This window comes from Lysobacter antibioticus (assembly GCF_001442535.1).
Lineage (GTDB): Bacteria > Pseudomonadota > Gammaproteobacteria > Xanthomonadales > Xanthomonadaceae > Lysobacter > Lysobacter antibioticus.
The window spans coordinates 2,209,130-2,225,211 of sequence record NZ_CP013141.1; the positions used below are offsets into that span (position 1 = coordinate 2,209,130).

Annotated in this window: 12 protein-coding genes and 1 pseudogene; 4 read left to right on the plus strand and 9 right to left on the minus strand. The window is 67.2% G+C overall.

What is annotated here, in order from left to right; all coding sequences use genetic code 11:
• Positions 1-67 precede the first annotated feature (67 nt).
• The 3 genes from GLA29479_RS08895 to coaE are packed head-to-tail and all read left to right on the plus strand — an operon-like array spanning position 68 to position 2,797.
• The gene (locus tag GLA29479_RS08895) at positions 68-1,261 is read left to right on the plus strand and encodes a type II secretion system F family protein (protein WP_237051791.1); all 1,194 of its coding nucleotides are present in this window, start codon (positions 68-70) and stop codon (positions 1,259-1,261) included.
• A 21-nt stretch (positions 1,262-1,282) separates the two neighbouring features.
• Positions 1,283-2,170 carry a prepilin peptidase gene (locus GLA29479_RS08900; RefSeq protein ID WP_057971376.1) on the plus strand — a complete coding sequence of 296 codons (888 nt, stop codon included), beginning with the start codon at positions 1,283-1,285 and terminating at the stop codon, positions 2,168-2,170.
• Between the two features lie 3 nt (positions 2,171-2,173).
• Positions 2,174-2,797 carry a dephospho-CoA kinase gene (gene coaE, locus GLA29479_RS08905; protein WP_057971377.1) on the plus strand — a complete coding sequence of 208 codons (624 nt, stop codon included), beginning with the start codon at positions 2,174-2,176 and terminating at the stop codon, positions 2,795-2,797.
• Positions 2,798-2,847: 50 nt separating this feature from the next.
• Here the strand turns inward: coaE and GLA29479_RS08910 are convergent, their stop codons facing one another.
• The 3 genes from GLA29479_RS08910 to GLA29479_RS08920 all read right to left on the minus strand — a co-directional run bounded on the left by GLA29479_RS08910 (position 2,848) and on the right by GLA29479_RS08920 (position 8,176).
• Complete coding sequence (locus tag GLA29479_RS08910; protein WP_082638438.1) at positions 2,848-3,921, minus strand: Nudix family hydrolase; 1,074 nt, start codon at positions 3,919-3,921, stop codon at positions 2,848-2,850.
• Complete coding sequence (gene secA / locus GLA29479_RS08915; protein WP_057916944.1) at positions 3,905-6,625, minus strand: preprotein translocase subunit SecA; 2,721 nt, start codon at positions 6,623-6,625, stop codon at positions 3,905-3,907. Before secA ends, GLA29479_RS08910 begins: the two co-directional genes overlap by 17 nt.
• Positions 6,626-7,264: 639 nt before the next feature.
• Positions 7,265-8,176 (minus strand): M23 family metallopeptidase, encoded by a 912-nt coding sequence (locus GLA29479_RS08920; RefSeq protein ID WP_057916943.1) that lies wholly within the window; start codon positions 8,174-8,176, stop codon positions 7,265-7,267.
• 7 nt (positions 8,177-8,183) lie between these two features.
• Between GLA29479_RS08920 and GLA29479_RS08925 the strand changes: the two genes are divergently transcribed.
• Positions 8,184-8,630, plus strand: coding sequence for a DciA family protein (locus tag GLA29479_RS08925; protein ID WP_057971379.1), 447 nt, complete (start codon positions 8,184-8,186; stop codon positions 8,628-8,630).
• Positions 8,631-8,914: 284 nt separating this feature from the next.
• Here GLA29479_RS08925 and lpxC read toward each other — a convergent pair whose 3' ends face one another.
• The 6 genes and pseudogenes from lpxC to murC form a co-directional block, all read right to left on the minus strand.
• The gene (lpxC, locus tag GLA29479_RS08930) at positions 8,915-9,823 is read right to left on the minus strand and encodes a UDP-3-O-acyl-N-acetylglucosamine deacetylase (protein ID WP_057916942.1); all 909 of its coding nucleotides are present in this window, start codon (positions 9,821-9,823) and stop codon (positions 8,915-8,917) included.
• A 380-nt stretch (positions 9,824-10,203) separates the two neighbouring features.
• Entirely contained in the window at positions 10,204-11,424 is a 1,221-nt protein-coding gene (gene ftsZ, locus GLA29479_RS08935; protein WP_057916941.1) for a cell division protein FtsZ, read from the minus strand.
• A gap of 215 nt (positions 11,425-11,639) precedes the next feature.
• Positions 11,640-12,890 carry a cell division protein FtsA gene (ftsA, locus tag GLA29479_RS08940; RefSeq protein ID WP_031371603.1) on the minus strand — a complete coding sequence of 417 codons (1,251 nt, stop codon included), beginning with the start codon at positions 12,888-12,890 and terminating at the stop codon, positions 11,640-11,642.
• Between the two features lie 8 nt (positions 12,891-12,898).
• Positions 12,899-13,627, minus strand: a pseudogene (locus tag GLA29479_RS08945) (cell division protein FtsQ/DivIB); the annotation flags it as partial.
• Positions 13,624-14,616 carry a D-alanine--D-alanine ligase gene (locus GLA29479_RS08950; RefSeq protein WP_144436754.1) on the minus strand — a complete coding sequence of 331 codons (993 nt, stop codon included), beginning with the start codon at positions 14,614-14,616 and terminating at the stop codon, positions 13,624-13,626. The pseudogene GLA29479_RS08945 and the gene GLA29479_RS08950, both read right to left, overlap by 4 nt.
• 5 nt (positions 14,617-14,621) lie before the next feature.
• Positions 14,622-16,067, minus strand: a complete 1,446-nt coding sequence (gene murC, locus GLA29479_RS08955) for a UDP-N-acetylmuramate--L-alanine ligase (protein ID WP_057916938.1) — start codon at positions 16,065-16,067, stop codon at positions 14,622-14,624.
• Between the last annotated feature and the right edge of the window lie 15 nt (positions 16,068-16,082).

Consider the following 16,082-nt stretch of genomic DNA (forward strand, 5'->3'; position numbering starts at 1 on the left):
GACCCGACCCGCCACCCGTACCGCAGCCAAACAAGCCCCCGCGGTACGCCGCGCCAACCCGCTGGACATGTTCGTCTGGCAGGGCACCGACAAGCGCGGCATCGTCATGAAGGGCGAGCAGCCGGCGAAGAACGCCAACCTGCTGCGCGCCGAACTGCGCCGCCAGGGCATCACCCCAACGGTCGTCAAGCTGAAGGGCAAACCCCTGTTCGGGGCGAGCGGCAAACGCATTACACCGGGCGAGATCGCGATCTTCAGCCGCCAGATCGCCACCATGATGAAGTCGGGCGTGCCGATCGTGACCTCGCTCGAAATCATCGGCGAAGGTCACAAGAACCCGCGCATGAAGACCTTGCTTAATGCCGTGCGCGCCGACATCGAAAGCGGTTCGTCGCTGCACGAGTCGCTGTCCAAGCACCCGGTCCAGTTCGACGAGCTGTACCGCAACCTGGTCAAGGCCGGCGAATCCGCCGGTGTGCTCGAGACCGTGCTGGATACGATCGCGAGTTACAAGGAAAACATCGAAACCCTCAAGGGCAAGATCAAGAAGGCCCTGTTCTATCCGGCCACCGTCGTGGCCGTCGCGATCCTGGTCAGCGCGATCCTGCTGATCTTCGTCGTGCCGCAGTTCCAGGCCACCTTCAAGAGCTTCGGCGCCGACCTGCCGGCGTTCACTTTGATGGTCATCGGTGCCAGCGATTTTATGATCCAGTGGTGGTGGGCGATCCTGCTGCTCACGATCGGCGCCGGCGTGGCCTTCATCATGGCCAAGAACCGTTCGCCGGCGTTCGCCCATTTCCTCGACCGGGTCATGCTCAAGATCCCGGTGATCGGGCAGATCCTGCACAACGCCGCGATCGCCCGCTTCGCCCGCACCCTCGCCGTCACCTTCCGCGCCGGCGTGCCTCTGGTCGAGGCCCTCGACACGGTCGCGGGCGCGACCGGCAACGTGGTCTACGAGAAGGCCGTGTACCGGATCCGCGACGACGTCTCGGTCGGCTACCAAGTCAACATGGCGATGAAGCAGGTCAACCTGTTCCCGCACATGGTGGTGCAGATGACCGCCATCGGCGAAGAGGCCGGCGCCCTCGACACCATGTTGGTGAAGGTCGCTGAGTTCTACGAGCAGGAGGTCAACAACGCCGTCGACGCGCTGTCGAGCCTGTTGGAACCGTTGATCATGATCATCCTGGGCGTCGTCGTCGGCGGCATGGTGGTCGCGATGTACCTGCCGATCTTCAAACTTGCTGCGACGATCTGATCGGGGACGTATCCTTTCCACATGGCATTCCTAGATCAGAACCCCGGCCTCGGGTATCCCCTCGCGGCCGGCTTCGGGCTGCTACTCGGCAGCTTCCTCAACGTCGTCATCCTGCGCCTGCCCAAGCGGCTGATGTGGCAGTGGAAGAAAGACGCGCGCGAAATCCTGGAGCTGCCGGAGGTCTACGACCCGCCGCCGCCCGGGATCGTGGTCGAGCGCTCGCATTGCCCGCACTGCAAGCACCAACTGTCCTGGTACGAGAACATCCCGGTGCTCAGCTACCTGGTCCTGCGCGGGCGCTGCCGCAGCTGCAAGACCCCGATCTCGATCCAGTACCCGGCGGTCGAGCTGCTGACCATGTTGCTGATGGTGGCCTGCGTGTGGCGCTTCGGCTTCGGCTGGCAGGGCTTCGGCGCGATGGTCTTCACCGGCTTCCTGATCGCGATGTCGGGCATCGACTTCAAGACCCAACTGCTACCCGATCAACTGACCCTGCCGCTGATGTGGCTGGGCATCGTCGCCAGCAGCGACAACCTGTATTTCCAGACCAAGCCGGCGGTGCTCGGCGCGATCGCCGGCTACATGAGCCTGTGGCTGGTCAACTGGATCTACAAGCAGTACCAGGTGGTGGTCAGACGGGTCAAAGACCCGCACGAGGGCATGGGCCACGGCGACTTCAAGCTGCTCGCCGCGATCGGCGCCTGGGTCGGCCTCAAGGGTGTCCTGCCGACGATCCTGTTGTCGTCCTTCGTCGGCGCCGTGATCGGTTCGATCTGGCTGGCGGTCAAGGGCCGCGACATGGGCATTCCGATTCCGTTCGGCCCGTACTTGGCCATCGCCGGCTGGCTCACCTTCTTCTGGGGCGAGTCCCTGCTCCAGGCCTATCTGCAGTTCTCCGGCCTCGCCTGAGCCATGACGGCGTTCTGCGTCGGCGTCACCGGCGGCGTGGCTTCGGGGAAAAGCGAAGTCACCCGGCATTTCGAGACACTGGGCATCGCCGTGGCCGATGCGGATCTGGCCGCGCGCGCGGCGGTCGCAGCCGGCAGCGCCGGGCTGGCTGAAGTCGTCGCGGAGTTCGGCGCGGCCGTCTTGGACGCTCAAGGCGCGCTCGATCGCGCCGCCATGCGCAAGCTCGTGTTCGGCGACGACGGCGCGCGCAAACGCCTGGAAGCCATCATCCACCCGCTGGTGCGCTCGATGCTGCGTACCCAATGCGCAGACGCGCCCGGCCCCTACGCCATCGCGGCGATTCCTCTGCTGGCCGAAGGCGGCGGGCGCGAAGCCTATCCGTGGTTGGACCGCGTACTGGTGGTGGATGTGCCGGTCGATATCCAGCAGGCTCGGGTGATGCAGCGCGATCGCATCGACGCCGACCTCGCCCTGCGCATGATCGCGGCCCAGGCGAGCCGCGGCGAGCGGCTCGCGATTGCCGACGACGTCATCGTCAACGATGGCCCGATCGAGGCCCTGGCGGCCCAGGTCGCAGCCCTCGACCGCCGCTATCGGGCCTTGGCTTCGAGCCGCGCGACCGGTTGAACCCGCCGCGGTGCGGATGATCCGGACCGATCCGGACCGACGGCCGGGAACTAACTCGCGACCCAAAGGCCCCGGATGGCGGCAATGCCTTGCGCGCCGTAGCGGCGCGCTTCGGGCAGTTCGTCCGGGACCAGGCCGCCTATCGCATAGATCGGCAGCGAGACCGACTCGCGCAAGGCCGCGAACGCCTCCCAGCCGATGCCCAGCACGCCGGGATGGCTCGGCGTCGGCTTGATCGAGCCGACCACGGCGAAGTCGCAGCCCAGGGCTTGGGCGGCCAGCAGCTCGTCCGCGTCGTGGCAGGAGGCCGCCAGGGGCGCCCCCGCCGGGACCGGCCGTTCGGCCAGCTCGCGCAGTTGCACGGCGCGCAGATGCAGGCCGACGCCCAGCGCATTGGCCAGGGCGGCGTCGCCATTGATCAGCGCTTCGGCCTGGACCGCCCGGCAACGCGCCACGGCGGCCGCGGCCAGCCGCTGCGCGCGGTCGGCCGCGACAGTGCGCAGACGCAGCTGCACCCGGCGTACGCCGGCCGACAGCGAGCGCGACAGGCCATCGAGCCAGGCCTCGTCGCTCTCGCCCGGTTCGGGGGTCACCAGATAGTGTTCGGGTTGCTGCAATGCGGCGACGACCGGGCGATCCGCCGGCGGCATGGCATAGCTGGCCAGTTTGTGCGGCGGCACCCAGACCAGAGCCTGACCTTCGCGACCGCGCGCGCTGCCGCGCCACTGACGGATCTCGCGCACGTCCAGGACCAGGCGCTTGTCCGGGTAAGCCTGCGGCACGCGGATCACCGCCGCGCCGACTTCGGCCTCGATGCCCAGTTCTTCGTGCAACTCGCGGGCGAGCGCCGCCTCGGGCGTCTCGCCAGACTCGCGCTTGCCGCCCGGGAATTCCCACAGGCCGGCCAGATCGCGACCCTCGGTCCGGCGCGCAAGCAGGACCCGCCCACGTGCATCGCGAATCACCCCGGCAACGACCTCGACCAGCCGGGACCGGGGAGAGGGCGATGGGGAATCGGGGGCGGCCGTCGCGGCCGAAACCGCGTCGGCGGGAGCCGGATCAGGCTCTGCTTTGCGATTCCCGATTCCCGACTCCCGATTCCCGGATTCAGCCCAACTGCCCATGACAGTGCTTGAACTTCTTGCCGCTGCCGCAGGGGCAAGGATCGTTCCGACCGGCGTTGGCGAAGGCTTCCTCGGACACCTGCGCGGCTTCCTCGTCGGCACCGAAGCCGCCGGCGGAAGCATGCTGGAACTGCATTTGCCGCGCCTGCGCTTCGGCCTGGGCGCGTTCGAGCGCTTCCATCTCGGCGACTTCCTGCTCGCTCTGGATGCGCACGCGGGCCAGGATTGTCACCACCTCGCGCTTGACCTTGTCGAGCATCTCCGAGAACAGCTCGAAGGCTTCCTTCTTGTATTCCTGCTTGGGCTGCTTCTGCGCGTAACCGCGCAGATGGATGCCCTGGCGCAGATAGTCCATGCGCGCCAGATGCTCCTTCCAGTTCTGGTCGAGCACGTTGAGCATGATGTGCTTCTCGAGCATGCGCATGGTCTCGGCGCCGACCTGACTCTCGCGGGTCGTGAAATGCGCCTCGACTGCGTCCTGCACGTTCTGGGCGACCGTCTCGGCATCGAGCTCTTCGGCCGTGCGCGCGGTCTCGACCAGCGGCACCTGCACGTTGAACTCCTGCGCGATCGTCGCTTCCAGGCCCGGCAGGTCCCATTGCTCGTCGACCGAATTGGCCGGCACGTAGCGCTGGACCATGTCGGCGACCACGTCGCCGCGGATGCCCACCACGTTGTCCTGCACGCTTTCGGCTTCGAGCAGTTCGTCGCGCTGGCCGTAGATGACCTTGCGCTGGTCGTTGTTGACGTCGTCGAAGTCGAGCAGGTTCTTGCGGATGTCGAAGTTGTGGGCCTCGACCTTGCGCTGCGCGTTGGCGATCTGTTTGGTCACCAACGGGCTTTCGATGATGTCGTCTTCCTTCAGGCCCATGCGCGCCATCACGCGCTGGACCCAGTCGGCCGCGAAGATGCGCATCAGATTGTCTTCGAGCGACAGATAGAAGCGCGAAGAACCCGGGTCGCCCTGGCGACCGGCACGGCCGCGCAGCTGGTTGTCGATACGGCGCGATTCGTGGCGTTCGGTGCCGACGATGTGCAGGCCACCGGAGGCCTTGACCTGGTCGTGACGCTCCTGCCAGGCCGTCTTGAGACGCTGGTGGGTCACCTCATCGACCGGCTCGCCGCCGTTCTGCGCGGCCAGGTCGGCCAATTCGGCTTCCAGCGAACCGCCGAGCACGATGTCGGTACCGCGGCCGGCCATGTTGGTGGCGATGGTGATCGCGCCCGGGCGGCCGGCCTGGGCGATGATGTTCGCTTCGCGTTCGTGCTGCTTGGCGTTGAGCACTTCGTGCGCCACGCCGGCCTCGGTGAGCTGCTGGCTCAGCATCTCGGAGACTTCGATCGAGGTGGTACCCACCAGCACCGGCTGGCCGCGCTCGTGCGCCGCCTTGATCTCGCCGAGCACCGCGCGGTACTTGCCGGCGCGATTGAGGAAGACCTGATCGGAGTGATCCTTGCGCTGCATCGGCCGGTTGGTCGGGATCACGATCACTTCCAGGCCGTAGATGCTCTGGAATTCGTAAGCCTCGGTGTCCGCCGTACCGGTCATGCCGGACAGCTTCTTGTACATGCGGAACAGATTCTGGAAGGTGATCGAGGCCAGCGTCTGGTTCTCGCGCTGGACCGGCACGCCTTCCTTCGCCTCGACCGCCTGGTGCAGGCCGTCCGACCAGCGCCGGCCCTGCAGGGTGCGGCCGGTGAACTCGTCGACGATCACCACCTCGCCGTCGCGGACGATGTAGTCCACGTCGCGCTGGTAGATCGCATGCGCGCGCAGCGCGGCATTGAGGTGATGGACCACACTGATGTTGTGGCCGGCGTACAGCGAGTCCTCGTCTTCCTGCAGGATGCCGGCCTTGCGCAGCAAGTCTTCGGCATGTTCCTGACCGGCTTCGGACAGGTGCACCTGCTTGCCCTTCTCGTCGACCCAGTAGTCGCCCTCGCCGTCTTCCTTCTCCTGGCGGATCAGCGACGGCACGATGCGGTTGACCTTGATATACAGCTCCGGCGACTCGTCGGCCGGGCCGGAGATGATCAGGGGCGTGCGCGCCTCGTCGATCAGGATCGAGTCGACTTCGTCGACGATCGCGTAATGCAGGCCGCGCTGATAGCGGTCTTCCTTCGACAGCGCCATGTTGTCGCGCAGGTAGTCGAAGCCGAATTCGTTGTTGGTGCCGTAAGTGATGTCGCTGGCGTAGGCGGCATGCTTGTCGCTGTGCTGCATGCCCGGATAGACCACGCCGACGCTCAGGCCGAGCCAGTTGTAGAGCTTGCCCATCCACGCCGAGTCGCGGCGTGCGAGGTAGTCGTTGACCGTGACCACGTGCACGCCCTGGCCTTCCAGCGCGTTGAGATAGACCGGCAGCGTGCCGACCAGGGTCTTGCCTTCGCCGGTGCGCATCTCGGCGATCTTGCCCAGATGCAGGACCATGCCGCCGATCAGCTGGACGTCGTAGTGACGCATGCCGAGCACGCGCCTGGAGGCCTCGCGGCAGACCGCGAACGCCTCCGGCAGCAGCTTGTCGAGCGACTCGCCGTCGGCGATGCGCTTCTGGAACTCCGGCGTCTTGGCCTGCAGCTGTGCGTCGGAGAGCTTCTGCATCTCCGGCTCGAGCGCATTGATCCTGACGACGGATCGTTGCAGTTGACGCAGCAGACGATCGTTGCGGCTGCCGAAAACGCGGGTAAGCAAGCTGTTGAGCATGAACGGGTCCGTGTAAAGCGAACGGGGTGGCACAGGCGGGACGGTTTAAGAGCGCGCCGCCGCCGGCAAGTTCCCCAGGAATCCAGACGACCAGCCTGTCCTTGCGTTTCGGCATCCCGAAAACGCAATCGGAGGCGCCGCGCGCCCCCGATCGAATCGAGCCTGGTCTTTGGCCACACGCATTCTAGCGTGGGGGGCGACCTGAACGGTATCAAGGGGGATGTGCGCCGATCGAATGTGGGACTTTGCCCGATTCCACAGTTCGGCGAATTCCCAGGGCGCCGGGGTGGGCCCACTGGCGGGGCGCGGTCGGGCGGTGAGACGAGGCTCGTAGAGGGTCGGCGCGGCGGGCGCTCGACGGGCTCGCCAGCCAGTGGCTCGCGAGCGGCGCGCTATTCGGCGGGTCTCGTCAAGCTCCGGGCCCCAATGCCTCGCGCTCGACTTTGCTCGCCCGGCCCGCCGCAGCGCGGCGGGCGTTCACCAAGCCCGCGAGCCAGTGGCTCGCGAGCGGTGCGCTGTTCGGCAGCTGATCAGCCAGCGGTGAGCGGGTGCTCCCGCTTGGTTTTGCGCTCCCGGCCCGCCGCAGCGCGGCGGGCGTTCACCAAGCCCGCGAGCCAGTGGCTCGCGAGCGGGCTTGGTTCACCCCCTCAACGGGGATTGCTGGTTGAGGAACTTGAGCGGGTTCACGACCCGACCGCCTTCCCAGACTTCGAAATGCACGTGAGCGCCGGTGGAGCGGCCGCTGGAGCCGGCCTTGGCGATCTCCTGGCCGGCGCGGACCAGCTCGCCGACCTTGAGCAGCAGGCTGGAGTTGTGCGCATAACGCGTCACGTAGCCGTTGCCGTGGTCGATCTCGATCACATTGCCGTAGCCCGAACGCACGCCGGAGTAGCTGACCACGCCGTCGGCCACGGCCAGCACCGGGTCGCCCACATCGGCCTCGAAATCGATGCCCTTGTGGAACGCGGCACCGCCGTTGAACGGGTCGGCGCGGCCGCCGAAGCCGGAGGTGATATAGCTGTTGGCGATCGGTGCACGCGAGGGCACCGCATTCATGTCGATCTGGCGATTGAACAACAGCGACTCGAGCACCGAGAGCTGTTCGCCGGAGGCCTTGAACTGGCGATCGAGCAGGTCCATGCCGGCGTCGAGCTCGGGCTTGGCCATGTCGCGCACCGGACCGGCGCCACCGACGCCGACCGGCTTTTCGAAATCGAACTCGCCGTCCTGCAACTGGCCGATCCGGGTCAGGCGCTCGCCGAGCGCGTTGAGACGGTTGGCTTCGGCCTGCAATTCGCCCATGCGTGCGGCGAGGGCGTTGATCTCGCGCTGCGCGTCGCGGCGCGTCGCGGTGATCTGGGCCTGCTGCTGGGTCAACTGCGCGCGTAGCATGCGGTTGTCGGCGATGCCCGCACCGGCACCGATGCTGACGCCGGTGCCAAGCAGCAATGCGATGGCGAGCGCCGGACGGCGGGAGCCGATCCGTCCGGCCTGCTGGAAGAACTCGCCCAGCCTGGCTCGTGTGTTGTCTACGATGGTTTTATAGGTCATGTGTCCGATGTCTTATTCCAAGCCCAAGCCGCCGTCGCGCGGCCCCTGTAAGCCGCGCATCGCCCTGGATGCACTGCTCGAAGACCCCGCTGGCAACCCGATCCGCCGAGCCCTGTGGCTCGACGAACTGGACCGTCGGTTACGCCCCTACCTGCCGCCTTCGCTCGCCGCGCACGCGCGGTTGGCCAACTTCGAACGCGGCAGGCTCGTGTATGTCGTCGATGCTCCGGTGTGGCGCGCCAAACTCAGGCTCGCGGCTCCGGAACTGCTCGACGCAGCCCGATCCGTCGGGCTGGAAGCGGCCGAATTCGTCGTCAAGACGACGATTCCCATGCCGGCGGCAGCGCCGGTGAGGAAGGCCAAACCCATGTCGGCCGCGACGCAAGAAGCGCTGCAAGCCGCGCTGGCATCGCTGAAGAAACCTGATCCGTCAGGGCCCAGCGACGCCGGCTGACACTCGGGGCGGTCCGCGTCGTCGACGCAAACCGGCGGGGGTCCGAGAGCCGGGGTCGGGGAATCCTACTGGCCCTACCCCTCGGCTTTGTTAAAGAGCCGGAAGCATTTCAGAAAGGTTTCGTTAGAAATTAGTTAAGGCGTCACGCGCCGTTCACGAGTGTGACCGCGTTAACGTTCTTGATTTTCCGGCCCGGAGGCGGGTCGCGCATTCAGTTTTGCGCGCCGTTCGCCGGCATCCGCACTCGGCCGCTTGGGCCGATTCGGGTTCCCGATCAGGCCGGATCAGGCCGGAATGGGCTCGCCGTAGGCCACCGGAGTCGGCTCTGCGCCGGTATAGGTGACCTGCTCCCAGGCCGAGCGTTCGGCCAGCAGGGCACGCACGAGCTTGTTGTTGAGCGCGTGGCCGGACTTGTAACCCTCGTAGGCGCCGATGATGGCGTGGCCGGCGAGGTAGAGATCGCCGACGGCGTCGAGGATCTTGTGACGAACGAATTCGTCGGCGTAACGCAGGCCGTCGTCGTTGAGGACGCGGAATTCGTCGAGCACGATCGCATTGTCCATCGAGCCGCCGAGGCCGAGATTGCGCTCGCGCATGTATTCCAGGTCACGCATGAAACCGAAGGTACGGGCGCGGCTGACTTCGCGGATGTAGTTCTCGGTCGAGAACTCGACTTGCGCGCGCGACTGCGCCGCCGGAATCGCCGGATGGTCGAAGACCACGGTGAAACCCAGGCGGAAACCGTCGAAGGGCTCGAAACGGGCGACCTTGTCGCCGTCGCGCACTTCGACCGGATGCTTGATGCGGATGAAACGCTTGGGCGCGTCCTGCTCGGCGATGCCCGCCGACTGCAGCAGGAACACGAACGGACCGGCCGAGCCGTCCATGATCGGCACTTCCGGTGCCGACAGTTCGACATAGCAATTGTCGATGCCGAGCCCGGCCATCGCCGACAGCAGATGCTCGACCGTCATGACCTTGCCGGCGCCGTAGGTCAGGCCCGTGCACAAGGTAGTCTCGGTCACCAGGTCGGCGCGCGCAGGCAGTTCCACCACCGGGTCGAGATCGACGCGGCGGAACACGATGCCGGTATCGGTCGGCGCCGGGCGCAGGGTGAGAAAGACCTTCTCGCCGCTGTGCAGGCCCACGCCGGTGGCGCGGATCACATTCTTGAGGGTGCGCTGACGCAGCATGGTCGTGGGGAGACTTCCGCGGACATGGAGTGATGGTGTCGGCATCGGTCCGCAAAGCCTGCGGACGCGAAGGGGACCGACCACTGGATGGGGGTGAAACGAAGCCGCGCAAGATTAGCATGCGCAACCCTGAACCTGAACGGAAAGGACACACTGTCCCGCCGTTGTCAACAGCGCTCGTCAAACTGACCGGTCGGCCGCCCCGAGGGGTGGGGCCGACCGGCCCAAGGCCCCGCGCTTACGCCGGGGCAAGATGCCTCGGGCCGGGGACGAGTCCGGCCCTTGGTGCTTTACGGCAGGAACGAGTTCAGAAAAGTGAGGAGTGAGTGGGAGCAACCGCTCCTACTCGTTTCTCACTGCTGCGCGCTCATTCCTGATTTTCAGTCCGCCTGGCGGCGCAGGAACGCCGGGATGTCCAGGTAGCTGTTGTCGCTGCCGAAGTCCGCCACGGCCGGGCCGGTCGGTTCCTGGCGCGAGCTGCCGCGCAGGCTGCCGCCGAAGCTCGGCATCGGCGCATGGCCGACGTCGTCCATCGCCGAGAACTCCGGCTGGCCGGTGGTCGCGTTGCGCACCAGTTGAATCGGCGCGCGCTGCGATTCGCGGTCGTGGCCGTGACCGCGCACCGACTGCTTGGCGGCGACGCGGTTGAGGCCGGTGGCGACCACGGTGACCCTGACCTCGTCCTGCATGTCCGGGTCGAGCACGGTGCCGATGACCACGGTCGCGTCTTCGGAAGCGAAGTTCTCGATGGTGCGGCCGACTTCGTCGAACTCGGCCATGGTGAAGTCCGGACCGGCGGTGATGTTGACCAGGATGCCGTTGGCGCCGGCCAGGTTGACGTCGTCGAGCAGCGGGTTCTGGATCGCCGACTCGGCCGCGGCCTGGGCGCGGTCGTCGCCGCGAGCGGCGCCGGTGCCCATCATCGCCAGACCCATCTCGCTCATGACCGTGCGCACGTCGGCGAAGTCGACGTTGATCAGGCCCGGACGCACGATCAGGTCGGCGATGCCCTGCACGGCGCCGAGCAGCACGTCGTTGGCGGCACGGAAGGCCTGGATCATGGTGGCGTTGCGGCCCAGCACGGTGATCAGCTTCTCGTTCGGGATGGTGATCAGCGAATCGCAGTGGTGCGACAGCTCCTCGATGCCCTTCAGCGCGACCTGCATACGGCGGCGGCCTTCGAACGGGAACGGCTTGGTGACGACCGCGACGGTCAGGATGCCCATCTCCTTGGCGAGCTGGGCCACCACCGGCGCCGCGCCGGTGCCGGTGCCGCCGCCCATGCCGGCGGTGATGAAGACCATGTCGGCGCCGGTCAGCGCGTCCATGATGCGTTCGCGATCTTCCAAGGCGGCCTGACGACCGACCTCCGGATTCGCGCCTGCGCCCAGGCCCTTGGTGACGTTGCTGCCGAGCTGCAGCTGCAGCTTGGCGCCGCAGTTCTTGATCGCCTGCGCGTCGGTGTTGGCGGTGATGAACTCCACGCCGTCGACGTTGCCGCTGACCATGTGCGCCACGGCGTTGCCGCCGCCGCCACCCACGCCAACGACCTTGATGACCGCGTTCGGGGCCATTTTTTCAACCAGTTCGAAATGTGCCATGTCCTCGTCCTCTTATTAGTGCCGGGATTCGGGAATCGGGATTCGGGAGTCGCAAATGCGAAGCCCTGATCTCGATGCCTTCCTCTACGACGTTTTTGGTTTTTGACTGCTGGTACTGCCGTTTACTGCCGTTGCCACAACCTGCCAGTGCTGTTGCTCGTGCTTATTGCTGTTGCTCTTACCAATCCCGAATCCCGGCGCCCGAATCCCGGCAGTCAGAACTCGCCGCGATACCAGTTCTTGATCTTGTTGAAGAAGCTGCCGGCGCGACCGGTGGAGATCACCGGGCGGCGCGGGTTCTCGATCTGGCTGCCCATCAGCAGCAGGCCCACGCCGGTCGCATGAACCGGGTTGCCGACCACTTCGCCCAGGCCGGTGACGTGCTGCGGAATGCCCACCCGCACCGGCATCTGCAGCATTTCCTCGGCCAGCTCGACCACGCCTTCCATCTTCGAGGCGCCGCCGGTCAGGACCATGCCGGCGCGCACGTGGTGCTCGAAACCCGAGCGGCGCAGTTCGGCCTGGATCATTTCGAAGATTTCCTCGTAGCGCGCCTGCACCGCCTGCGCCAGCGAGTGACGCGGCATGCGCCGCGGCGGGCGGTCGCCGACGCTCGGCACCTGGATCGATTCCTCGGCCGTCGCCATCTGCGCCAAGGCGCAGGCGTAGCGGACCTTGATCTGCTCGGCTTCCGGGGTCGGCGTGCGCAGCATGTGGGCGATGTCTTCGGTGACCTTGTCGCCGGCGATCGGCAGGCTCGCGCTGTGCGCGATCGCTCCCTGCACGAACACCGCGATGTCGGTGGTGCCGGCGCCGATGTCGACCAGGACCACGCCGAGCTCGCGCTCGTCGCTGGTCAGCACGGCATTGCTCGAGGCGAGCACGCCGAGGATCAGGTCGTCGACCTGCAGGCCGCAACGCTGCACGCACTTGCTGATGTTGGCCGCGGCCGACTGCGCGCACACGACCAGGTGCGCGTGCACTTCCAGGCGCACGCCGGTCATGCCGACCGGGTTGCGGATGCCTTCCTGCGAATCGTCGAGCACGTAGTCGCGCGGGATCGCGTGCAGGATCTTCTGGTCGGCCGGGATCGCCACCGCCTTGGCCGCTTCCAGCACGCGGTCGAGATCGCCGTAGGTAACCTCGCCGTCGCGGATCGGGGCGATGCCCTGCGAGTTGCGGCACTGGATGTGGTTGCCGGAGATCGAAGCGTAGACCGAGCGGATCTCGCAGCCGGCCATCAGCTCGGCTTCCTCGATCGCCCGCTGGATCGACTGCACCGTCGATTCGATGTCGACCACGACGCCGCGCTTGAGACCGCGCGATTCGTGCGAGCCGATGCCGATGACTTCGATCGGAGTGCCGGGCCGGCCGTCCGAAGGCGTGTACTCGCCCACCAGCGCCACCACCTTGGAGGTGCCGATGTCGAGGCCTACGATCAGCGACTTGTCGCCTTTGCGGTTCATGACTGTCCTTGCTGCTGTTTCGGTGCCGCCTCGGGTGCCTGCACGGGCGCCCAGGACAGCGAAAAACCATTGGTGTAACGAAGATCGGCGCGCGCGAGCACTTGCACGCGCTGGGCCAACAACTGCGGCAACAACCTGACGAAGCGGCCCAGGCGGGCGCGCGCTTCGCTGCGCCCGACCACGATCTGCGCGCCGTTGCCCAGACCGAGCGTCCAACTGCCGCGCTGGTCCACCTCGACCTGCCTCACGTCCATGCCGACCGGGGCGAACAGCTCGCGCGATTCGTTGTAGAGCGCGACCACGTCGGCGACCCGCGCATCGGGTCCGCCGAACTGCGGCAGACCGTCCGGCACCTGGATGCCGTCGACCGGAAACAGGCGTCCTTGCTCCGACAACAACTGGTCCTTGCCCCAGCGCGCGAACGGCTTGTGTTCGATCACGCTGACTTCCAGCACGTCGGGCCAGCGCTTACGCACTTCGGCATGCTCGACCCACGGCAGCTTGGCCACCGAATCCTGCGCGGCCGCCAGATCCACCGCGAAGAAGCCGCGCTGGGCATACGGCAGCAAGGTCTTGCGCAACGACACCGCATCCACCCGCTCGAACTCGCCGGTCACACGCAGGCGCTTGAGCGGCCACTGGTTCGCGCCGACCCAGCCGTTGAGCACGGCTACGACCGGCAGCGCGACCAAGGCCAGCGCAAGCAACCAACCGACGAGGCGGAGCATGGCGTTCACGCCGCGTCACCTCCTACGGCGGGCGGCGCGACCACGGTCGCCTCGAGCACGCGCCAGCACAGCTCGTCGTACTCGATGCCGACCTGGCGCGCGGCCTTCGGCACCAGCGAGTGGCTGGTCATGCCCGGCGCGGTGTTGACCTCGATCAGATACAGCTGGCCGCTGCTGCGGTCGCGCATCACGTCGACCCGGCCCCAGCCCTTGCAACCCGCGGCGACGAAGGCTTCCATCGCCAACCGGCGGATCTCGGCTTCGTCGGCGCCGTCCAGGCCCGGGCACAGGTACTGGGTGTCGTCGGCGATGTACTTGGCGTGGTAGTCGTACCACTCGCCCTTGGGCACGATGCGGATCGACGGCAGCGCGCTGTAGCCCTCGCCGTTGACCAGCACGGCCACGGTCAGCTCGTCGCCGATCACCATCTGCTCCATCAGCATCTCGCCCGGATAGCGCGCGGCCAAGGCCACCGCCTCGTCGATGTCGGCGTCCTTGAGCACGCGCGACACGCCGACGCTGGAGCCTTCGCTGGAGGGCTTGATGATCACCGGCAAGCCGATCTCGCGCGCCGCCGCGTGGACGTCGTCGCCCTTGGCGATGCGCTTGTAGCGCGGGGTCGGCAGGCCGGTCGACATCCACACCTGCTTGGTGCGGATCTTGTCCATCGCCAGCGCCGAGCCGAGCACGTCCGAACCGGTATACGGCACGCCCAGGGCTTCCAGCACGCCCTGCAGCACACCGTCTTCGCCGCCGCCCTTGTTGCCGTGGAGGATGTTGAAGACGCGGTCGACGCCGCCGCTGCGGATGGTCTCCATCAGCGCCGGGATGCCGTCGACCGCGAACGCATCGACCCCGCGCGAACGCAGCGCTTCCAGCACGCCGCGCCCGGAGTCCAGCGACACTTCGCGCTCGGCGCTGGTGCCGCCCATGAGCACGGCGACGCGGCCGAACACGGCCGGGTCGGTGACGCGCAACGGCGCGAACTGCGGACTCACCACGCTCACTTCGATTCTCCCTGGAAACCATGGCTGGCGAGCTGCTGCGCGGCCGCGCCGATGTCGCCGGCGCCCATCAGCAACAACAGATCGCCGTCGTTGAGTACGTCGGGCAGGACCCCGGCGAGATCGCCGGCGCCGCTGACCACGACCGGATCGATGCGGCCGCGCGCGCGGATCGCGCGCGCCAGCGACTTGGCGTCGGCGCCGGCGATCGGCGCTTCGCCGGCCGGATAGACCTCGGTCAGCACCAGCGCATCGACCGAGGACAGCACCGCGGCGAAGTCGTCGAACAGATCGCGGGTACGGCTGTAGCGGTGCGGCTGGAAGGCCACCACCAGGCGCTTGTCGGGCCAGCCGCCGCGCGCCGCGGCGAACACCGCTTCGAGTTCCTTCGGGTGATGGCCGTAGTCGTCGACCAGTTGCACCACCGCGCCCTTGTCGGTGCGCAGTTCGGCGAGCAGGTTGAAGCGGCGGCCGATGCCTTCGAATTTCTCCAAGGCGCGCGCGATCGCGTCGGGCTGCACGCCGAGCTGCCAGGCCACCGAAGCGGCGGCGAGCGAGTTGAGCACGTTGTGACGGCCCGGCAACGCCAGGGTCACCGCGGTGCGCGAGGCGTCCGGCAGGCACAGGGTGAAATACATCGCGCCACCGCGCTGGCTGACGTCCTCGGCGCGCACGTCGGCGGTTTCGTCGAAACCGTAGGTCATGACGTGGCGCGGCGTCTCGGCGGCGAGCCGGGCGACGTTGGCGTCGTCGATGCACAGCACGGCCAGGCCGTAGAACGGCAGGCGATGCAGGAATTCCTCGAACGCGGCCTGGACCTTGGCGAAATCGCCGCCGTAGTTTTCCAGGTGATCGGCGTCGATGTTGGTGACGATGGCGATCTGCGGGTTCAGGCGCAGGAAGCTGCCGTCGCTCTCGTCGGCTTCGGCGACCAGCCACTGGCCGCCGCCGAGGCCGGCATTGGCGCCGGCGGCGAGCAGCTTGCCGCCGATCACGAAGGTCGGGTCGATCCCGCCTTCGGCCAGCACGCTGGCGGTCAGCGAGGTGGTGGTGGTCTTGCCGTGGGTACCGGCCACGGCGATGCCGCGGCGGAAGCGCATCAGCTCGGCCAGCATCTCGGCGCGCGGCACCACCGGAATGCGCTGGGCGCGCGCCTCCATCAGTTCGGGGTTGTCGTGCTTGATCGCGCTCGACACCACCACGCAGTCGGTGCCCAGCACGTTGGCCGCGGCGTGGCCGCGGTGGACGCTGACGCCCATCGCCTCGAGCCGGCGGGTCACCGCGTTGTCGGCCATGTCCGAACCGGACACCTGGTAGCCGAGCGTGCACATGACTTCCGCTATCCCGCTCATGCCGGTGCCGCCGATGCCGACGAAATGCACGCGCGGAAAGGCCTTGGCCAAGTCGCCGGTGTGTTGAAGGCGGCGGCGAAGTGCGGTGCTCATGCTTTGACTCTCGCC

Bases quoted from the DNA above. Each gene is read 5' to 3' on its own strand.
- GLA29479_RS08900 (WP_057971376.1), top strand. From the start codon at position 1,283: ATGGCATTCCTAGATCAGAACCCCGGCCTCGGGTATCCCCTCGCGGCC.
- ftsZ (WP_057916941.1), bottom strand. From the start codon at position 11,424: ATGGCACATTTCGAACTGGTTGAAAAAATGGCCCCGAACGCGGTCATC.
- ftsA (WP_031371603.1), bottom strand. From the start codon at position 12,890: ATGAACCGCAAAGGCGACAAGTCGCTGATCGTAGGCCTCGACATCGGC.
- GLA29479_RS08910 (WP_082638438.1), bottom strand. From the start codon at position 3,921: ATGGGCAGTTGGGCTGAATCCGGGAATCGGGAGTCGGGAATCGGGAAT.
- murC (WP_057916938.1), bottom strand. From the start codon at position 16,067: ATGAGCACCGCACTTCGCCGCCGCCTTCAACACACCGGCGACTTGGCC.
- GLA29479_RS08920 (WP_057916943.1), bottom strand. From the start codon at position 8,176: ATGACCTATAAAACCATCGTAGACAACACACGAGCCAGGCTGGGCGAG.
- secA (WP_057916944.1), bottom strand. From the start codon at position 6,625: ATGCTCAACAGCTTGCTTACCCGCGTTTTCGGCAGCCGCAACGATCGT.
- coaE (WP_057971377.1), top strand. From the start codon at position 2,174: ATGACGGCGTTCTGCGTCGGCGTCACCGGCGGCGTGGCTTCGGGGAAA.
- GLA29479_RS08925 (WP_057971379.1), top strand. From the start codon at position 8,184: ATGTCTTATTCCAAGCCCAAGCCGCCGTCGCGCGGCCCCTGTAAGCCG.
- GLA29479_RS08895 (WP_237051791.1), top strand. From the start codon at position 68: ATGTTCGTCTGGCAGGGCACCGACAAGCGCGGCATCGTCATGAAGGGC.
- lpxC (WP_057916942.1), bottom strand. From the start codon at position 9,823: ATGCTGCGTCAGCGCACCCTCAAGAATGTGATCCGCGCCACCGGCGTG.